At 67.9% G+C, this 15,569-nt stretch carries 20 protein-coding genes and 1 pseudogene; 16 read left to right on the forward strand and 5 right to left on the reverse strand.

The window, feature by feature from the left end:
• Nucleotides 1-2: 2 nt before the first annotated feature.
• The 6 genes from DSZ44_RS16795 (at nucleotide 3) to DSZ44_RS18120 (ending at nucleotide 4,903) form a co-directional block, all read left to right on the forward strand.
• Nucleotides 3-221, forward strand: coding sequence for a helix-turn-helix domain-containing protein (locus DSZ44_RS16795; RefSeq protein WP_258369661.1), 219 nt, complete (start codon nucleotides 3-5; stop codon nucleotides 219-221).
• 320 nt (nucleotides 222-541) lie between these two features.
• Entirely contained in the window at nucleotides 542-826 is a 285-nt protein-coding gene (locus tag DSZ44_RS16800) for a hypothetical protein (RefSeq protein WP_146237596.1), read from the forward strand.
• A gap of 9 nt (nucleotides 827-835) precedes the next feature.
• On the forward strand, nucleotides 836-1,882 hold the full coding sequence (locus DSZ44_RS16805; protein ID WP_110853777.1) for a M23 family metallopeptidase: 1,047 nt from the start codon (nucleotides 836-838) through the stop codon (nucleotides 1,880-1,882).
• A 19-nt stretch (nucleotides 1,883-1,901) separates the two neighbouring features.
• Nucleotides 1,902-3,239: a MinD/ParA family ATP-binding protein gene (locus DSZ44_RS16810; RefSeq protein ID WP_110853778.1), complete on the forward strand. Its 1,338-nt coding sequence runs from the start codon at nucleotides 1,902-1,904 to the stop codon at nucleotides 3,237-3,239.
• Nucleotides 3,240-3,325: 86 nt separating this feature from the next.
• Complete coding sequence (locus DSZ44_RS16815) at nucleotides 3,326-3,556, forward strand: hypothetical protein (RefSeq protein ID WP_146237597.1); 231 nt, start codon at nucleotides 3,326-3,328, stop codon at nucleotides 3,554-3,556.
• A 264-nt stretch (nucleotides 3,557-3,820) separates the two neighbouring features.
• On the forward strand, nucleotides 3,821-4,903 hold the full coding sequence (locus DSZ44_RS18120) for a hypothetical protein (RefSeq protein ID WP_146237598.1): 1,083 nt from the start codon (nucleotides 3,821-3,823) through the stop codon (nucleotides 4,901-4,903).
• On the opposite strand, the gene DSZ44_RS16830 is transcribed toward DSZ44_RS18120, so the two are convergent.
• Nucleotides 4,890-5,123, reverse strand: a complete 234-nt coding sequence (locus DSZ44_RS16830) for a glutaredoxin domain-containing protein (protein WP_110853782.1) — start codon at nucleotides 5,121-5,123, stop codon at nucleotides 4,890-4,892. The genes DSZ44_RS18120 and DSZ44_RS16830 overlap by 14 nt on opposite strands.
• A gap of 362 nt (nucleotides 5,124-5,485) precedes the next feature.
• On the opposite strand from DSZ44_RS16830, the gene DSZ44_RS16835 reads away from it, so the two are divergent.
• The 7 genes and pseudogenes from DSZ44_RS16835 (at nucleotide 5,486) to DSZ44_RS16865 (ending at nucleotide 9,394) form a co-directional block, all read left to right on the forward strand.
• Nucleotides 5,486-5,743 (forward strand): hypothetical protein, encoded by a 258-nt coding sequence (locus tag DSZ44_RS16835; RefSeq protein ID WP_146237599.1) that lies wholly within the window; start codon nucleotides 5,486-5,488, stop codon nucleotides 5,741-5,743.
• Nucleotides 5,744-6,164: 421 nt separating this feature from the next.
• A complete protein-coding gene (locus tag DSZ44_RS16840; protein ID WP_110853784.1) occupies nucleotides 6,165-7,079 on the forward strand; it encodes an ArdC-like ssDNA-binding domain-containing protein in 915 nt (304 codons plus the stop codon).
• Nucleotides 7,080-7,241: 162 nt separating this feature from the next.
• A pseudogene (locus tag DSZ44_RS16845) lies at nucleotides 7,242-7,508 on the forward strand (glutaredoxin domain-containing protein); the annotation flags it as partial.
• On the forward strand, nucleotides 7,501-7,776 hold the full coding sequence (locus DSZ44_RS16850; RefSeq protein WP_146237600.1) for a hypothetical protein: 276 nt from the start codon (nucleotides 7,501-7,503) through the stop codon (nucleotides 7,774-7,776). The pseudogene DSZ44_RS16845 and the gene DSZ44_RS16850, both read left to right, overlap by 8 nt.
• Before the next feature lie 83 nt (nucleotides 7,777-7,859).
• Entirely contained in the window at nucleotides 7,860-8,621 is a 762-nt protein-coding gene (locus tag DSZ44_RS16855; protein ID WP_258369665.1) for a ParA family protein, read from the forward strand.
• On the forward strand, nucleotides 8,618-9,016 hold the full coding sequence (locus tag DSZ44_RS16860; RefSeq protein ID WP_110853788.1) for a ParB family protein: 399 nt from the start codon (nucleotides 8,618-8,620) through the stop codon (nucleotides 9,014-9,016). Before DSZ44_RS16855 ends, DSZ44_RS16860 begins: the two co-directional genes overlap by 4 nt.
• Nucleotides 9,017-9,028: 12 nt before the next feature.
• Nucleotides 9,029-9,394 (forward strand): hypothetical protein, encoded by a 366-nt coding sequence (locus DSZ44_RS16865; RefSeq protein ID WP_110853789.1) that lies wholly within the window; start codon nucleotides 9,029-9,031, stop codon nucleotides 9,392-9,394.
• Between the two features lie 551 nt (nucleotides 9,395-9,945).
• Here the strand turns inward: DSZ44_RS16865 and DSZ44_RS16875 are convergent.
• Nucleotides 9,946-11,103, reverse strand: coding sequence for a hypothetical protein (locus DSZ44_RS16875; RefSeq protein ID WP_110853791.1), 1,158 nt, complete (start codon nucleotides 11,101-11,103; stop codon nucleotides 9,946-9,948).
• Between the two features lie 79 nt (nucleotides 11,104-11,182).
• Between DSZ44_RS16875 and DSZ44_RS16880 the strand changes: the two genes are divergently transcribed.
• The 3 genes from DSZ44_RS16880 to DSZ44_RS16890 all read left to right on the forward strand — a co-directional run bounded on the left by DSZ44_RS16880 (nucleotide 11,183) and on the right by DSZ44_RS16890 (nucleotide 12,902).
• Nucleotides 11,183-11,527 (forward strand): hypothetical protein, encoded by a 345-nt coding sequence (locus tag DSZ44_RS16880; RefSeq protein WP_110853792.1) that lies wholly within the window; start codon nucleotides 11,183-11,185, stop codon nucleotides 11,525-11,527.
• Complete coding sequence (locus DSZ44_RS16885; protein ID WP_110853793.1) at nucleotides 11,524-12,084, forward strand: RES domain-containing protein; 561 nt, start codon at nucleotides 11,524-11,526, stop codon at nucleotides 12,082-12,084. Before DSZ44_RS16880 ends, DSZ44_RS16885 begins: the two co-directional genes overlap by 4 nt.
• Before the next feature lie 245 nt (nucleotides 12,085-12,329).
• On the forward strand, nucleotides 12,330-12,902 hold the full coding sequence (locus tag DSZ44_RS16890) for a recombinase family protein (protein ID WP_110853794.1): 573 nt from the start codon (nucleotides 12,330-12,332) through the stop codon (nucleotides 12,900-12,902).
• A 207-nt stretch (nucleotides 12,903-13,109) separates the two neighbouring features.
• On the opposite strand, the gene DSZ44_RS16895 is transcribed toward DSZ44_RS16890, so the two are convergent.
• From DSZ44_RS16895 to DSZ44_RS18465, 3 genes are all read right to left on the reverse strand, one after another.
• The gene (locus DSZ44_RS16895) at nucleotides 13,110-14,231 is read right to left on the reverse strand and encodes an XRE family transcriptional regulator (protein WP_110853795.1); all 1,122 of its coding nucleotides are present in this window, start codon (nucleotides 14,229-14,231) and stop codon (nucleotides 13,110-13,112) included.
• Nucleotides 14,224-14,916 carry a hypothetical protein gene (locus DSZ44_RS16900; protein ID WP_220035247.1) on the reverse strand — a complete coding sequence of 231 codons (693 nt, stop codon included), beginning with the start codon at nucleotides 14,914-14,916 and terminating at the stop codon, nucleotides 14,224-14,226. Before DSZ44_RS16900 ends, DSZ44_RS16895 begins: the two co-directional genes overlap by 8 nt.
• Before the next feature lie 80 nt (nucleotides 14,917-14,996).
• The coding region (locus DSZ44_RS18465) for a hypothetical protein (RefSeq protein WP_181424703.1) at nucleotides 14,997-15,569 on the reverse strand (573 nt) is incomplete at its 5' end.

Genomic DNA, 15,569 nt, shown 5'->3' on the forward strand with positions numbered 1-15,569 from the left:
ACGTGAGCTACCTCGACGCGTTGTTCGAAGGGCGCCCGGAGAAGCTGAGCGTGCAGGACGTGTCCGAGATCCTCGGCATGACCAAGCCCGGGGTCTACAAGTGGCTCAAGGAGGGCGTGATCCCCGCCTACAAGATCGGATCCACCTGGCTGATCCTGCGTGACGAGCTCAAGGAGACGTTGCGCGCCGGAGCCAACAGTAAGAAGCCAGACGAGGCGTAGAAGTCAGTCACGAGGGGGGCTCGGTGACGCACCGGCGCATTGGCACAGCAGCAGCCGTGCTGGCTGCTTCCCTACTGGTGGGCTGCGGCTCCGGCGAGAACGCCACCCCAGGCAGTGACGCGAGCCCGATTGCGCAACCGTCCCTCCCTCACTCGACCCGGGACCCACAGCCACATCAGGCCCCGTCGTCCTCGCCCGTGCCCGCTCCCGTGCCATCGGGGCTCATCGATGACGACACCGGGGAGGTCATCACTCCGCGGGCGGTGCCTGAGTGGGACGCCGAGTCCCGTGCCGCAACTGCGGCCGCCGGTGAGGAGGTCATGCGCGTTTTCGCGCGTCCCGACCTCGACCACGACAGCTGGTGGGCGCAGCTGCAACCACTCCTGAGCAACGAGGCGCAGATCGACTACGCCCACGTCGACCCCGCCAACATCCCCGCACGAGAGGTCACCGCCGACCCCTCCGTGACCGAGGACTCCAGCGCCTACGTCGCCCGAGTGCAGGTCCCCACCGATGTCGGTGACTACACCGTCCTGCTCAGCCGCCGGGACGCCAATGCGCCTTGGCTCGCCGAGCGCATCACGCCGCCAGAAGCAGCGGGCTGAGGTCATGCCATGCCGCCCAAACTCCTACCCATCGCCGCGCTCATCCTCATCCCGGCTGCGGTCCTGGCCCTCGTGTTCAGTCTCCTGCTGCTGGGTGGGACGCCGGCAGAGGCGAACTGCAACCCCGGCCAGGACTCCACCGTCTCCATCAGCGACGCGGACGTGCCCGACGGCGAGGTCAACGGCTACAGCGGAGACCAGCTCGTTAACGCCGCCCACATCCTTCGCGCCGGCGCGGACATGGGGATGAGCGTGCGCGACCAGACGATCGGCGTCATGACCGCCATGGGCGAGTCCAGCCTGCAGGTCCTGGACCGTGGCGACGCGGTCGGGCCCGACTCCCGCGGCCTGTTCCAGCAACGGGACAACGGCGCCTGGGGCAGCTACGAGGACCGCATGGACCCCTACGTCTCGGCCACCAGCTTCTTCGAGGCGATGATCCAGCTCCACGGCCGCGACTCCCTCGAGCCCACGATGGTCGCCCACCGCGTCCAACGAAACGCCGACCCCTTCCACTACGAGAGGTATTGGGACGACGCCGTCGCCGTCGTCGAAGCCCTCTCCGGTGCCGACACCGGCCTGGCACGCGGGACCGGTGGACGCGTGTGCACGACCACAACCACCACCCCAGGCACCGTCGGCCCTGAAGGCTGGGCGCTGCCCGCCGACGGACCGATCACCAGCGGCTACGGGATGCGCGTCGACCCGGTCACGGGCGCATTCACCCGCCTGCACGCTGGGCTCGACTTCCAAGCCGGCGGGTGCGAGGGCCCCATCTGGGCGGCCCAAGAGGGCACCGTCATCGACGTGTTCACCGACCAGCACGGCGGCTGGACCCTGGACGTCGACCACGGCGGGGTCCTGACCCGCTACAAGCACATGTACGCCAACGGGATCCTCGTCGCCGTCGGTGACCGGGTCGAGGCCGGGCAGCAGATCGCCCGCACCGGCTCCAGTGGCTGGTCCACCGGCTGCCACCTCCACTTCGAGGTCCACGTCGATGGCAGCCCCGTCGACCCCCGCGACTTCTTAGCCGCTCTCGGTATCAGCCTGTGACAGACAGGAGAACCCACTCATGACCACCAAGCCCGTGGCAGCCTGGCCCCGCATCCACGCCACGACCCGTGAGGACGGGAGTGGGGAAGTCATCATCAACGGCACCGCCCGCCCCATCGAGACCTCACGACCGGAAGACGCGCGCGCCGCGATCGTCGAGCTCGTCACCGAGACCGCGGCCAAGGTCGACCGGCCAGTACGCCTGACCGCCACCGGCCCGGACGGGACCTGGCCGCTCATCGTCCACCCCGACGGCACTGTCGAGGCCGATGAGGACACCGAGCAGGCGCCCCCACGGCGCACCCGCCGCCGTCAGGCCACCACCGCACCGGACCCCACGCGCGCGCAGCCTGCGACACGCGAGCCGGCGAACCGCGAGCCCGAGCAGGACGCCCCCACGCCCACCCCGTGGGGCGCTCACGCGCCGGCGGCCACGCCCGCGGCGCGCCGGTCCTTCCTCACCAGCGAACAGACCGAGGAACCGGCCACCAAGGGAGCACGGGGGCTGCTCACCCGCCTGGGTGTACGCGTGAGCCCCAGCGAGGCCGAACGCAGCGAACGAGCCGACGAACAGGCCGTGAGCCAGCACTGGCCCGGCCCGCGCACGATCGCGATCGTCAACGGCAAGGGCGGGGCGAGCAAGACCCCCTCCACCATCCTCCTGTCGGCCATCTTCGCCCGCTACGGCGGCGCAGGGGTACTGGCGTGGGACAACAACCAGACCCGCGGCACGCTCGGCTGGCGCACCGAACAGGGCCCCCACGACGCCACCCTGCTCGAGCTCCTGCCCCAGACCGACCGCCTCCTGGGCACCGCAGCCCAGTCCGCCGACCTGGCCCACTACGTCCACCACCAGACCCGCGACCGCTTCGATGTGCTGCGCTCCAAGCCCATGGCACTGGCCCACGAGCAGCGGGTGGAACCAGGCGACGTCGACGCCATCCACGCCGTCGCCGCGAAGTACTACCGCCTGATCTTCATCGACTCAGGCAACGACGAGTCCGACCCCATGTGGCTGCGGATGATCGACCACGCCGACCAGATCGTCGTGGCCACCACCACCCGCGACGACCACGCCGAGGCCGGCGCACTCCTCCTCGAGGCCCTGGCCGAGCGCGACGAGCGCGGCGCCGAGCTCGCCGCCGGTGCCGTGGTCATCGTCTCCCAGGCCGACCCGAAAGCCACCACAACCCAGGTCGACCGCATCGCTGACGGCTTCCAGCCCCTGGCCCGCGAAGCCGTTACCGTCCCCTTTGACCCCGCGATGGTCGATGGACTGCTGCGTCTGGGAGCCCTCAACGAGCGCACCCGCCGCGCCTGGCTCCACGCCGCGGCCGCCGTGGCGCGCGGGCTGTGAGGATCCGATGACCACTCCCCGACGATCCTGGCGACACACCGGCGCGCCTTCCGTCTTTCTGCAAGCACCACTGCCAGGGTGGCGGTATGAGTGGACGCATTGGACGGCCCAGCAAGGGCGACCGGGTCGTGCTCTACAGCCGACCCCACCGTGAGGTCCGCGCCGCTGTCGAGGCCAGCGCGGCCAAGGCCGGTTACGACGCGGTCAGTGACTACGTCGCTGCCGTGCTCGCCACGCATGAGGGGCTCGCTGAGCTCGCCCCCGTGCCCACTCGACACCCCGACCAGAAGGAGTTGCCGCTAGCAGCTAGCGCATAACCCCACATATGAGTGGGGGCCGGCCCCGAAGGGCCGGCCCCAGAGTCCAAGTCCTTCACCCCTGTGCTTGCCGGCCTCAGGTGAAGGGCCTAGATCAACGCACCTTCGTGCGTCTAACGCTCGGAGCCCACCATAGCTACCCCTGCCTCTTTCGCGCTACCTTCATCGCGCGACACGCCGAACGCACCTGAGCCCTGGAACCAGGGTCGGCGGCGCACCCGACGGCCCAACAGGGAGCGTGAACGCGCCCCGCTGACGGTCCGGATGGCCGTGCCGGCGGGACACACCATCCCCCGCCGGGTCAGTGACTGGGTCGAGCAGGCCCTCGCCCACCCGGGGACCGCCACGATGACCCCCCGGTCCTGGCGCACCTACCGTGCCGTCGTCCTGGCGACCGCCAACGCCATCGACCCCAAGTCCAAGACCACCGTCTTCTCCTGGACCAGCCTCGCCGCCGCGGTCCTCGAGGTCGATCCCACCGCGGCCAGCTCCCGCGCCACCATCGCCCGCTACCTGCGCCGCCTGCGCGACTGGAAGCTCCTCGGAGTGGTGGCCAGCGGCCGCACCGCGCAGTACGCCCCGGCCGCAGGCGGTGGCAGCAACGAGCGGGCCGTATACGTCCTGTCCGTGCTCCGCCCGCTGCAGCCTGTGGACAGTTTTGAGACCCCTCCCCTGAAAGAGGCTGGCGTACTCCCCCGCACGCACGCGCGCGGGGACCTGGCCCAGACCACACCGGAGCCGCTACGCGGCCCGACACCTTCAGCCGCGCAAGCGCGGCCCGCCCCGCTACCAGCACAGCGGCAACTCCCAGCATGGCCCCGCTCCGTCACGCCAAAGCGCAAGGACGACATGCTGGCAGCCGCCGGCACGTTGCGTCACCTCATCCCGGTGTTGCGGCGCATCTCTCCCGAGCACGTCCGGTCCATCGCCCGGCCCTACTTTCTCGCCGGCTGGACCGTTGCCGACCTTCACCACGCCATCGACCACCTCCCGGGCGGGAGGAGATGGCCACACGATGGAGCCGACGGAGTCGGCAACGTCGGAGCTTGGCTCAGCTACCGCCTGGCCGTTTGGCGCGACGCCCACGGCACCGTGCGCCGCTCCAACTCCCAGCGCATCCTCGCCGAGCAGCGCCACAACGCTGCCCTCGCCCGAGCTCGCCGAGAGGCCGAGGCCGCCACCCGGGCCGCCGCCGCCGGACCCATGAGCCCCGGCCGGCAGCTCGCCCGCGCCGTGGCGGAGGCGATCAGGTCGGGCAAGCCCGTCCCGACGCTGCCGGAGCAGAGTCGCCGCCAAGCCCCTTCCCCGGCGCCCCGGCCCCTCGACGCCCCGATCACGCCTTCGTGACCGCCTTAATCCGGTCCGGACGGAAGCCCGACCACCACTCCCGGCCCGTCGTCACTACCGGCGCCGTCGTGAACTCCAGCGCTTGCACCAGCCGCAGCGCCGCAGGGTTGCGGTCCAGGTCCACCACCTCGAACTCCACCCCCGCCCGCTGCAGTGCGCGCTCGGTCGCCCGGCACGCCTCGCACCCGGCTCGGCCGTACACCACCACGTGAGCACCCATCCCCTGACTCCTCCCCTGAACGTTTTCTTGTCCTTCCTGGCAAGAGGTCGATCGGAGCCGCGATGGGACGCCAGAGGTCCAGTCGGGGAACCGGCGAGACAAGCACGAATCTGGGGCGAAACAAGCGACGCAGGAGCGCGACCCAGAATCGTGCGCAGGACCGCCGGCGCGCAGCGCCCGACTTGACCGGCGGCGGCCGCGGCTCAGAATCGAACGCCAGGAAGGGAAAGAAACCAACAACCCGGCGGCCAACGGCCGCACCGACAACAGTACTAATCCCAGTATTGATGCCACGGGCGGTCACCCCTCGCGAGGTTGGAGCCCTGAGAGCGCGAGTGGTACGTATGTTCGATACTTGGAGCGTGCGTGAGCTGGCCAACGCGGACCATCCCCCATCGGTGCCGCTGAACCCGATGGGGGCGCTGCCCTGCATCGCACGCCTCGAGGACGAGACAGGCTCGAGCTGGTGGGTGGCCGCCACCGCCAACCGCTGGACCACCACCCACGTCCTGGTGCTGTGGCGACCCGACCCTCGCAACCACCGTCAGGAACGGCTCGTGTGGCTCCGCAAGGCAGACGTCCGGCCTTGGCTCCACAAGGAACAAGCGACACGCACATGAACCCCAGGGAGTGCGCGCGGTCCACTGCCTAACCGCCGGAGGGCTCAAGCCGCGGGTGCAGTGGATCGATCCATGCCGCGATCGCACCCGGCAGCGTCCACACCCCACTCCCCCACCCAAGCCCGCCTGCCGTGCCGGCTACCCGAGGCCGCCACGGCGGCCACCAGCTGCACGCGCCAACGGCGCTCGTTTTTCTCGCCGTGAAGCCTGCGGCAGCATACGGTCGGCCGACCTACGCGCAAGGCGCTTTCGCGGCATATCCTCCCTCGCTGCGCTCAGTCCGGTATTCCACGACGCCTTGCACTCCGGCCGGCTCTCCCTAGCGGCACTACGTGCCTTCACGGCAAGAAAACGTGGAGGGGGCCAAGAGGGTTAACCGTACTAACGGTACTAATCTCGTCACCTTTGGAGGATGGAAACCATGTCACGCACGAGCCGCCAGACGATGAGTGCCGAGCAGCGCCGGGAGCAGGCCGCGGCCCTCCACGCCAGCATCGCCGACCAGGCCCACGCCCTACGCGGCAGCGAGGAGTGGCGACGCTTCCTCGACTTCTCACGCTCGTTCCACACCTACAGCCTGAACAACGTCCTGCTCATCCTGGCCCAGCGTCCCACCGCAACGGCCGTGGCCGGCTACCGCCAGTGGCAGACCAAGGGTCGCCAGGTCCGCAAGGGCGAGCAGGCCATCCGGATCTTCGGCTACTCCACGAAGAGGATCACCGAGGAGGACCCAGCCACCGGTGAGGAGCTAGAGAAGCGACTGCCCCGCTTCCCCGTCCTGTCGGTCTTCGACATCACCCAAACCGACCTCATCGACGGCGAAGAGGACCACGCCACCATCGCCCACCGCCTCACCGGCACCGACGACCTTGGGATCGCGGCCGCCGTGAGTGACTACCTCACCGCCACCGGCTGGACCGTTACCCGCGAGCAGCTCGACGGCCACACCAACGGCTACACCACCAACCACGGACGCCGCGTGGTCATCGAGACCCACCTCTCCCCCGCCCAAGGCGCCAAGACACTCCTCCACGAGGCCGCCCACATCACCCTCGGCCACCTCGAGACACCGCACAGCGACTACCTCACCCACCGCGGCGTCATGGAATGCGAAGCCGAGTCCGTCGCCTACGTCCTGGCCGGCCTGCTCGGGCTAGACACTAGCGCCTACTCCATCGGCTACATCGCCACCTGGTCCGACCCTGACGCCGACACCCACGCAGTCGGGGAAGACATCCACGCCACCGCCTCCCGAGTCCTGGGCGCAGTTCACACCCTGGCCGACGCCCTGGAGCCCGCGACGATCCCGCCAACCATTGTCCAGGCACAACACTAACGGTACTATTACCACTAACCGGAGTCCCGGAGGTCCGGCAGGGGGCTTCCGGCGCTCCGGCCGGCGGGGGCCGGTCGCCCCCTCCCGCTTCGCCAACGGTCACCCCGGCGGAGCACACCATGAGAAGGGGGAGAAGGGACGTACACCCTCACCGTCTACACCACACCCGAGTGCATCCGCTGCACCATGACCTGCCGCCAGCTCGACAAGGCCGGCCTCACCTACCGCGTCGTCGACGTCGCCAGCGATCCCACCGCACGCTCCTACGTCACCGAGGAGCTCGGCTACACCGAGGCCCCCGTGGTCATCGTCGACCAGGACGAAGCCCACCACTGGTCCGGCTTCCGTCCCGACCGCATCAAAGCAGTGGCAGCCCGTGCGACTACTAACACCACTATTGCCAGTAACGGTGGTGCGACCGATGAATGAAGACGAGGTGGTCCCGAGCCTGGTGGAGGTCCCGGCCGCTATACAGAAGCTCGTCATCGCCTACTACGAGGCCGGCCTCGACCACGGCTTCGAGCTGGGCTACCGCGCATCCGAAGCGAACAACGAGGCCACATGGGCGACCGCCGCCGCCCTCGTCCGGGGCATCGCCGATGGCCAGCCCTACGACCAGCTGTGTGAGCAGCGGGGCGAGCAGGGTCGTGCCGAGCGGCAGCGCCGGCTGCTGCGCGACCGGGGGATCGTGCCCTGACGGTGTGGCGCCAACACTGGCAACGCCACTATTAGTACGGTGAACAGCATTGGAGGTAATGGATGAGTGCTCTCGTACTAGCCGTGTGTAACCAGAAGGGTGGCGTCGGGAAGACGACGACCACCTACCACCTCGCCCGTGCCGGCGTCCGCGCCGGGCGCCGGGTCTTGGTCGTCGACCTCGACCCCCAAGGCACCCTGACCACGATCGCGGCGCGCGAGGAGGTCCCCGAGGACAGCATCGGCGTCGCCGACGTCCTCAGCGCCCGCACCCGCGAGCCGCTGACCGACGTGCTCGTCCCCGGCACCTGGGACGGGCTGGACGTCGCGCCCACGGTGGGGGAGACCCTCGGAGTCGTCCGCGATGAGCTCGTAGTGACCGGCGCGGGCCGCGAGTCGCGGCTACGCGACGCGCTGGCCACTGTGGCGGACCGCTACGACCTGGTCCTCGTCGACTGCCCGCCCTCACTGGACCAGCTCACCATCAACGCCCTGGTCGCCGCCGACGCCGTCCTCATCGTCACCCAGAGCAAGCAGGCCAGCATCAACGGCCTGGTCAAGCTGCACGAGACCATCGACGCCGTCCGCCGCAACTACCGCGCCGACCTCACCATCGCCGGCGTCCTGGTTAACCAGCACGAGCAGAACACCGTCAGCGGCCAGTCCTGGCTCGAGGAGCTCCGCGCCGCCATGACGATCCTCGAGCCGCCCATGCCCAAGGCCGTGGTCTTCTCCGACGCCGCAGAGGCCAGCGTCGGACTGGACGAGTACGGCAGCCGAGTCGCCAATCGCCTCGCGGAGACCTTCGACAGCTACCTGACCCACCTCGAGGAGGCCGCGCGATGAGCCGCCCCACCCCGCGCAAGACCAGCCTCGCCCGGCTCTCACCGACCGACCCGCCCCCACCGGCCGCCAGCGCGCCCGGTCCCGAGGTCGCCGCACCCGCGGCCCCCCCGCCGCCAGGTGCTGGGCCGGTGGCTGCGCCAGCCGGCCAGCCGGCGGGGGAGAAGCGGAAGTACCGGCACAAGGTCAGCTTCTACCAAGACGAGGACGACACCGCCCGCGTGAGGGCCGCCATCCTTCACACGAACCACATCGAAGGCCCGCGCTCCCTCAGCGAGTTCATCAACCACGCCGTCATGGCCGAAGTTGAACGGCTCGAGCGCAAGCACAACGCCGGCCAACCATGGCCGGGCGTCGGTGCGCGGGAACTGCCACAGGGCCGGCCCATGGGTCACTGAAAGGAACCAGCCATGGCCATCAACGAAGAGGACCGCCAACTCGCGGTCGCTGCGGAACTCGAGGAGGCTGCACGGACCCTGGCGCACTCGACACGCGACGTGCCGGTTCCGTCCGACTCCTACAGCCTGCTCGCGGAGCTGCGCGCCGCCATCGACTCCCTCGAGCAGGTGTGCCAACAACTTGGCGCCTGGCACAGCAGCGTCGTGGACGGCATTCACTACGCGGGAGAGGACGACCGGGGCGACGGTGCCACCGGAACTATCACTGCCGCAGCCGAGCTCGAGGCCGCGACTGCGGCCCTCAATGCAGCCTCAAGCGCCCTGGGCCGGGCACACTCCGCCAACGGCGTGGTTCGCTGGTACGACCGCCCTCGCTAGCCAGACCGGCGCGCTCGGTTGTACTTCGACGCGCAGGAGCGTGAGCAGAAACGGCGCCTCTTGGCGCCCGTCAACGGGCAGAACTCCAGCCCGCACTGCTCGCACGCGACGACTGTGCCGAGACGCTGGTTCCCACGCCGAGACGCGCTCGCCTGCCGCATCGCCTCCAGACCGGCCGGCGAGAAGACACTCCCCGCCGCGAGGCGCGCGGCAGTGGCCCTCGAGGGGTCCCGCTTCTGGACGAACAAGCTATTGAGCGGGAGTCGCTGCCGTGCGTTGTCCGCGATGGTTCGTCTGGTGGTCTCGGCGACCAGCCCACGCCGGCCGAGTCCGTGCGCCGTGCGGTACTCCTTCGCCGTGAGCCCGTGTGCCTTGTAGACGTGCAAGCCGAGGTGGGTGAATCGGCCGCCACACTCGTGGCACAGCAGCCCCTCTGCGTCCTCATCGAGAGCGCCATATCGGCCGTGGCCATCCTCATCGCCGACCTGCATGTATGCATCGTCGCGGTGTGAAGTTGTGGCGTCTAGTCCTACTGGGAGGCGACAGGGCCCTTAGGCCGTCTGAGCGGCGGTCGACTCCCCAGAGAGGTCGAGGATGCTCCGCAGGGTGCGGGTCTTCAGTGCTGGGCTGTCGCCCGCACGGTACTTCTCATTGACCAGGTCGCGGAGTGCGAGCGCCCGGCCTAAGCGGTCCTCTTCGGTGGTGGCGCGCCAGGGCTCCGGCTTCTTCAGAAGGTCGTCCATCTCGTGAGCGCGGGCATGGAGGTAATGGCGACGTGAGGCTCTGGTTGGTCCGTCAATGCTTGCGCGGCACTCGTCGAGGCGGCAGCTCAGGCGGAGTCGAAGGTCGGTGTGGCCGAGTAGGGTCTCGGCGACCTTTCGGCTGACGGTTGCAGCGATGCCCGGTAGATACACACCCTCGAACTGGGGACCGCCCTTCTTCTTGCCGTTCTCGTCGAGCTTCGGAGGGAGTCGCTGCCGACTGATCATTGCCGTGTGGCTGACGTGCTCGAGCAGCCCCACGCCGACCGAGTAGTTGTCGGTGTGTCCCAGAGCCACCGCGGACTGGCCGATGTTCCCAGACCAGCCGAGAGTCGTGGTGATTCCCGCGGCTCGGAAGGCATCCAGGATCGTGAACCCGGACTTGATCTTCGCGATGCTCTCGTCTTCACCACCGAAGGGGCTGAGGCGAAGCTCAAGGTTGCGGATGCCTTCCTGTGCGTACTGTGCGGCCAGCTCTGCCGCGACCTTGAGACCGAAGCGACGGTCGAGTACAAGGACCGCCTGGATGGGCTTATCGGTGCTCTTGCGGGTGTCAGCCGCGAGTGCTGCGTTGAGGTTCGCCGATCTCATGCTGTTGACGTAGAAGTGTGGGGGTGTGATCGCTGTGGTGAACGCGGGGTGGCCTTCGATCACGAGGTCTATGAGTCGAGCGCGAGCCGCTGCGTCGCTGGCGAGGAGATCTACGTCGTAAGGTGCGTGCGCGTAGAAGGGAGCCTCGGGCATGGCGTACCCAGGAGCTGCCAGCCGTTCCGTTGCAGGGTTGTAGAAGACCGAGACGCCGACCGCGATAGCCGCCTCGGCTGCAGCTTGCTGGTGACGCGCTGCCTTCGCGTGCAGCGTGATCGCCGAGACCCCCGCGGGCTGGCGCAGGAGAAAATCCTCGACGACCTTGTGGTCGCTGTGACCGAGCTGGAACGCCACACCCATGAGATGCCTCCATCTACCGTTCGGCGATACTAGTGTGACAGACTAGAGGACAGAACCCCGCCATAGAAGGTGACACACCGTGGCTACTGCCGGAGCCCTTGCCCACCACGTCACTGATCTGATCTCAACGCTAGGCCTCACTCAGGAGGAGATCGGATCGATCGTCGACGCTTCCCCTCGCTCGGTCTCTCGCTGGGCCAGGGGTGAAGTCGTCCCACAGAAGCTCAACAAACAGCGCCTCATCGAACTTGCCTACGTCGCAGACGTAGTTACCGAGGTGCTGCCCGCGGACAAGGTCAACCTGTGGATGACGTCACCCAACCGACTGCTCGAACACGACTCGCCTGCCGACCGCATCCGCGCTGGCCACTACAGGGACGTCCTTGGCCTCATTGAGGCGATGGCCGACGGCGTGGTGATGTGACTCCCACGCTCGACGAAGAACTCGTACAGCGGGTCAACGATCTCGGCCCTACTCCATGGAGTGGCACGACCTATCGGCATGTAGCCGGTCAGCGGGATCCGCTGTCTGGGGCAGGAGCGCGCATCTTCGGAGGGCGTTGGAACCCCCCAGGCGTCTTTGGTGCCATCTACCTGGCCCACCCCGTCGCCGCGTGCATGGCCGAGCTTGCCCGCATGGCGAGCTCGCAGGACTTGACTGTCTCCGACTTCCTGCGAGCCCGCGGAGGGCGGACTCTCCACACGATCGACGTGCGCGAACTGTCGGTACTCGACCTGCGTACAGAAGCCGCGCAAGCCCAGGTTGGACTGGAGCTGACGGATATCACCGATGAGGACCGCACGGCGTGTCAGGCCGTTGGCCATGCTGCCCACTTTCTCGGCCTCGGTGGGGTCCTGACGCCCTCCGCCACCGGCGTCGGTTTGGTCCTTACCGCGTTCGAGTCGCGCGTTGGACCTGGGCAGTTGAGAGTGGAACATTCTGAACTCATCACCGATGAGCTGTATGCAGGTTTGGTTTGACGAGTTACGACCGGCCAGGCCTGCCTAAGACTCACGAGGCGGCCCGAGGGTAGAGCCTCGCCGGGCACCTCGGCTGGGCAGCGTCAGTAGACATCTCAGTGATCCATCACCTCCGCGGTCAACAAACGATCGTTAGTGAGACGACGTGGCGAGGGTGGGCGAGCGAGGGCTGGTGCGTCCAAAACTCATCTCAAAACCGGACGAGTCTTAGGCGGTTCTGCGACAGTTTGTGAGACGCTGGCGGCGTGACGCAGAACCTTGTCGGCCTTGCCCGGGTCTCCACCAACGCCCAGGACGCCCAGCTGCAGCGCAACGCCCTCGAGGTAGCCGGATGCATCAAGATCTTCGAGGAGAAGATCAGCAGCCGATCGAGCCATCGCCCGGGGCTCGCCGCGGCGCTGGAATACATGCGCGACGGCATGGACACCCTGGTCGTCTGGAAGCTTGACCGCCTGGGCCGGTCGACCAAGGACATCCTCACGGTCGCCGACGACCTCAGTGACCGCGGTATCGGTCTAAGCGTCCTCACCGGGACGTTGGCCGGCACCTACAGCGCTACGGGGGAGGGGAAGTTCTTCTTCACGATGATGGCCGCCTTCGCCGAGCTCGAGCGTGACCTCATCCGAGAACGCACCATGGCCGGCCTCGCAGCCGCCCGAGCACAGGGACGCACGGGCGGGCGACCTCGAGTGATGGACCCCGACAAGCTCGCCATCGCCCGCGCCCGCCGCGCCAATGGCGAGAGCCCAACACAGATTGCCAAGGCGCTTGGGGTGTCGCGTGCAACGGTCTACCGCTACCTAGCGGCCGCCGGTTAGCCGGAAGCACGCGACCGTCCTCCGGGACTCCGGCAGGTGTGCCGGATAGCGTGCCCTCACCGGGCATGCCACCGAACAGGTCTTACGGGACACGAGTCGGGGCCGTGACCCTGAGGCCGGGCGATGCCGGACTCCGTCCTGGTGGTGGTTCGGCTTGCGGGACGGACCAACGCTAGAGGCCGTAGACTCCTCGACTCCTGGGAGGCCCTACTCGTCGCCGACCAGACGGAGCGCAGGGCGCTGATCCGCATCCCCAAGCAGGTCTCGAATGTGCCTAGGGCTGATCCGTAACGCCTGGGCGAGAGCAGGAACACCTGCGCCGTGGTCTGCGGCGAGCTCTGCGGCCTTAGTCAGCAGTGTCGGTCTCTCTCCCGGGTACGCGCTGGTCGGGTCGGCGTTGGGATCTTCGAGCATCTTCAGCCGCTGGTACGCGCGCCGGGCTGAGGACTCCGTCGTTCTGCCGCGCTCGACCATGCGCCGGACGAGCGCGTGGGGAGAGACACCCCAGGTTCGGGACACGCGGTCGAGCGCGGCCAGATCGAGGCGTTGGGGAAGTACCGCATCCATCGAGGCTGCTGGCGTCAGAAATGCAGCGGCGAAGGAATCGGCCTCCTTCTCGGCCGCTGAGCTGTACTCCTCTGAGTCGGCGTGCAGCAGCAGGTGCCCGATCTCGTGGGCGATCGAGAAGCGATGGCGGAAGACGTTCTCGCTACGGCGTGGCGTGCTTACGACGATGGGACGCTCCACGATGACGGTTGAGAAGGCGTCAACGGCGTTAATCTCCGCGAGGGGTCGCACCACGATCACAATGCCGCGCGACTCCGCCGTTGCGGTCAGGTGCTTGACTGGCCCGTCGGGCAGGTCCCAATGCGCGCGAAGGAGCGCGGCAGCGTCCGCCGGCGTCGTGCCCTTCTCCACGGTTGGAAGGTCGACCTCGGGGAGCTTGACGTACTTCTCCAGCGTGAAGGTCAGCTCCCAGATTAGGGTGGCCGTGGCAAGCGCCCTCTGCCGGTCACTCACGCGTGCTGACCGCAGGCTCCGGAAGTGGGCGTGCACCGTGTCGACGCGAGCGAGTGGTCGCCCCGCTCCAAAGAACTCCGGACGGACGTCCAGAACCTTCGCAAGACGGTCGAGCACGTCGGGGCGGGGTGAGTTCACACTTGCCTCGTACTGACCGATGGCGGCCGCTGACACACCAACCTCGGCGGCCAGGTCGGTCTTCTTCATGCCGACTCGGAGGCGCGCCTGGGTCAGCCGCGCCGGCTCGAAACGGCCGTGAGCCTGCCCGGAGTTGAGTAGGTCGAACAGGCCGGGTAGATCTTCACGCATCGGGACGGTTCGCCTCCTCCTGCGGCTCGATCTTCGGACCAGTGGGAGTACCGCTGTCGAAGGAATCGACGCTGGCAGTGAGCGCGCCGTCAATCGGCTCCGGCTCCCAGATGGTCTCCAGCCCGTGCAGGATCACTTCGCGGCGATCCACCTCGAGCTCAGCGACCGCCCAGTCGATCGACTGCAGCCTGCGAGGGGTCGATCTCACCATCACGAGCACGAGCGGCATAACGGCCTGAGCCTCGCCCACCACGCCCTTTAGCTCGAGGTCGTCCAACCAGTCGCCAAGCTCCTCAGCCTCGCCGGTGAAGCCCGGCTCGAAGAGCATCGGGTCGAGTGGCGGCGCGGTGAAGCCACTCCTCCGCGTGGGGCTCGACGCAAAGGACGAGACCGTTCGCGCGGAGTCCGGGACACGCCATGCGTACAGCAAGCAGCCGTTGATAACGGGAAGCCGTTGACCCCCCGGAGGGAGACTGTACGTCCGGTAGCCGCGATCTGTCGCCGCCTTGCGGACAGCGTCTAGGAGGTCACGCCACTGGCCGCCGAAGACGTATCCGTAGTTCGTTCCCGACATCTGATGTGCGTCGGCGAAGCGGTCGTGGACATCTAGTACTCGGTGGACGACAAAGGAGCGAACCTCGTCGGCATGGGTATCGAGAACCTGGATGGGTGAAGTCTGGGGCATGACGGCCTCCGCGATCCGTGCTCACGGCCGGACCTCGACCGCATGACTTCATTCTGGCACACAATTCGCGCACGCGGGCTTTAGTCCTGGTCGGATGGCGTGTCAGTGTCCAGCGTCGTCGGTGCCACGTCATCGTGCGACGACGATTTCGGAGGGGGGCCCAAGCGCTTCTTCACCTGTAGTACGGCCTGCCCCGTTCCATACAGTCCGCCCAGCAGGCTGCCCAGGGGTGCGGGCAGGAAACCTGAGGCGACCCACACGGTGACGAGTAGCGAGATCACGAGCCATGCGAGCGAGTTTCGGACCACTCGCCGGGACCAGAACGAAGTCTTCACGACCTTGACGGCGTCGTCGATCGCGCTTGCTATCTCCGGAGCCGCACCGGCGAGCATCTCGTATGCGGAGTCGTCCTTTGATGGGGTGAACGGCACGAGGTCGTCTTCCTCGACATCAGTATCGAGTCTCTTCAGCACTCTTCGGGCGGCGTCTTGGTACCCGGGGAGAACGGTCGGCGTGGCAAGCCCGCGAGTTAGATGTTCCGCGATAGACGCGAAGGCAGTGGTGTTGCGTCCGAGGATGTTGTCGATCGCGTCGAGGCCGGTGCTGTGACGGTCCAGGACGTTGGTGACCGCGTCGAAGGCGGTGGTGTTGCG

Source organism: Georgenia satyanarayanai (assembly GCF_900116375.1).
GTDB lineage: Bacteria > Actinomycetota > Actinomycetes > Actinomycetales > Actinomycetaceae > Oceanitalea > Oceanitalea nanhaiensis.

What these genes read in the sequence shown, in the direction of transcription:
- DSZ44_RS18120 (WP_146237598.1), top strand. Translation starts at nt 3,821, where the DNA reads ATGGCCGTGCCGGCGGGACACACCATCCCCCGCCGGGTCAGTGACTGG.
- DSZ44_RS16895 (WP_110853795.1), bottom strand. Translation starts at nt 14,231, where the DNA reads ATGCGTGAAGATCTACCCGGCCTGTTCGACCTACTCAACTCCGGGCAG.
- DSZ44_RS16810 (WP_110853778.1), top strand. Translation starts at nt 1,902, where the DNA reads ATGACCACCAAGCCCGTGGCAGCCTGGCCCCGCATCCACGCCACGACC.
- DSZ44_RS16815 (WP_146237597.1), top strand. Translation starts at nt 3,326, where the DNA reads ATGAGTGGACGCATTGGACGGCCCAGCAAGGGCGACCGGGTCGTGCTC.
- DSZ44_RS16865 (WP_110853789.1), top strand. Translation starts at nt 9,029, where the DNA reads ATGGCCATCAACGAAGAGGACCGCCAACTCGCGGTCGCTGCGGAACTC.
- DSZ44_RS16805 (WP_110853777.1), top strand. Translation starts at nt 836, where the DNA reads ATGCCGCCCAAACTCCTACCCATCGCCGCGCTCATCCTCATCCCGGCT.
- DSZ44_RS16840 (WP_110853784.1), top strand. Translation starts at nt 6,165, where the DNA reads ATGTCACGCACGAGCCGCCAGACGATGAGTGCCGAGCAGCGCCGGGAG.
- DSZ44_RS16875 (WP_110853791.1), bottom strand. Translation starts at nt 11,103, where the DNA reads ATGGGTGTGGCGTTCCAGCTCGGTCACAGCGACCACAAGGTCGTCGAG.
- DSZ44_RS16800 (WP_146237596.1), top strand. Translation starts at nt 542, where the DNA reads ATGCGCGTTTTCGCGCGTCCCGACCTCGACCACGACAGCTGGTGGGCG.
- DSZ44_RS16860 (WP_110853788.1), top strand. Translation starts at nt 8,618, where the DNA reads ATGAGCCGCCCCACCCCGCGCAAGACCAGCCTCGCCCGGCTCTCACCG.
- DSZ44_RS16830 (WP_110853782.1), bottom strand. Translation starts at nt 5,123, where the DNA reads ATGGGTGCTCACGTGGTGGTGTACGGCCGAGCCGGGTGCGAGGCGTGC.
- DSZ44_RS16900 (WP_220035247.1), bottom strand. Translation starts at nt 14,916, where the DNA reads ATGCCCCAGACTTCACCCATCCAGGTTCTCGATACCCATGCCGACGAG.
- DSZ44_RS16850 (WP_146237600.1), top strand. Translation starts at nt 7,501, where the DNA reads ATGAATGAAGACGAGGTGGTCCCGAGCCTGGTGGAGGTCCCGGCCGCT.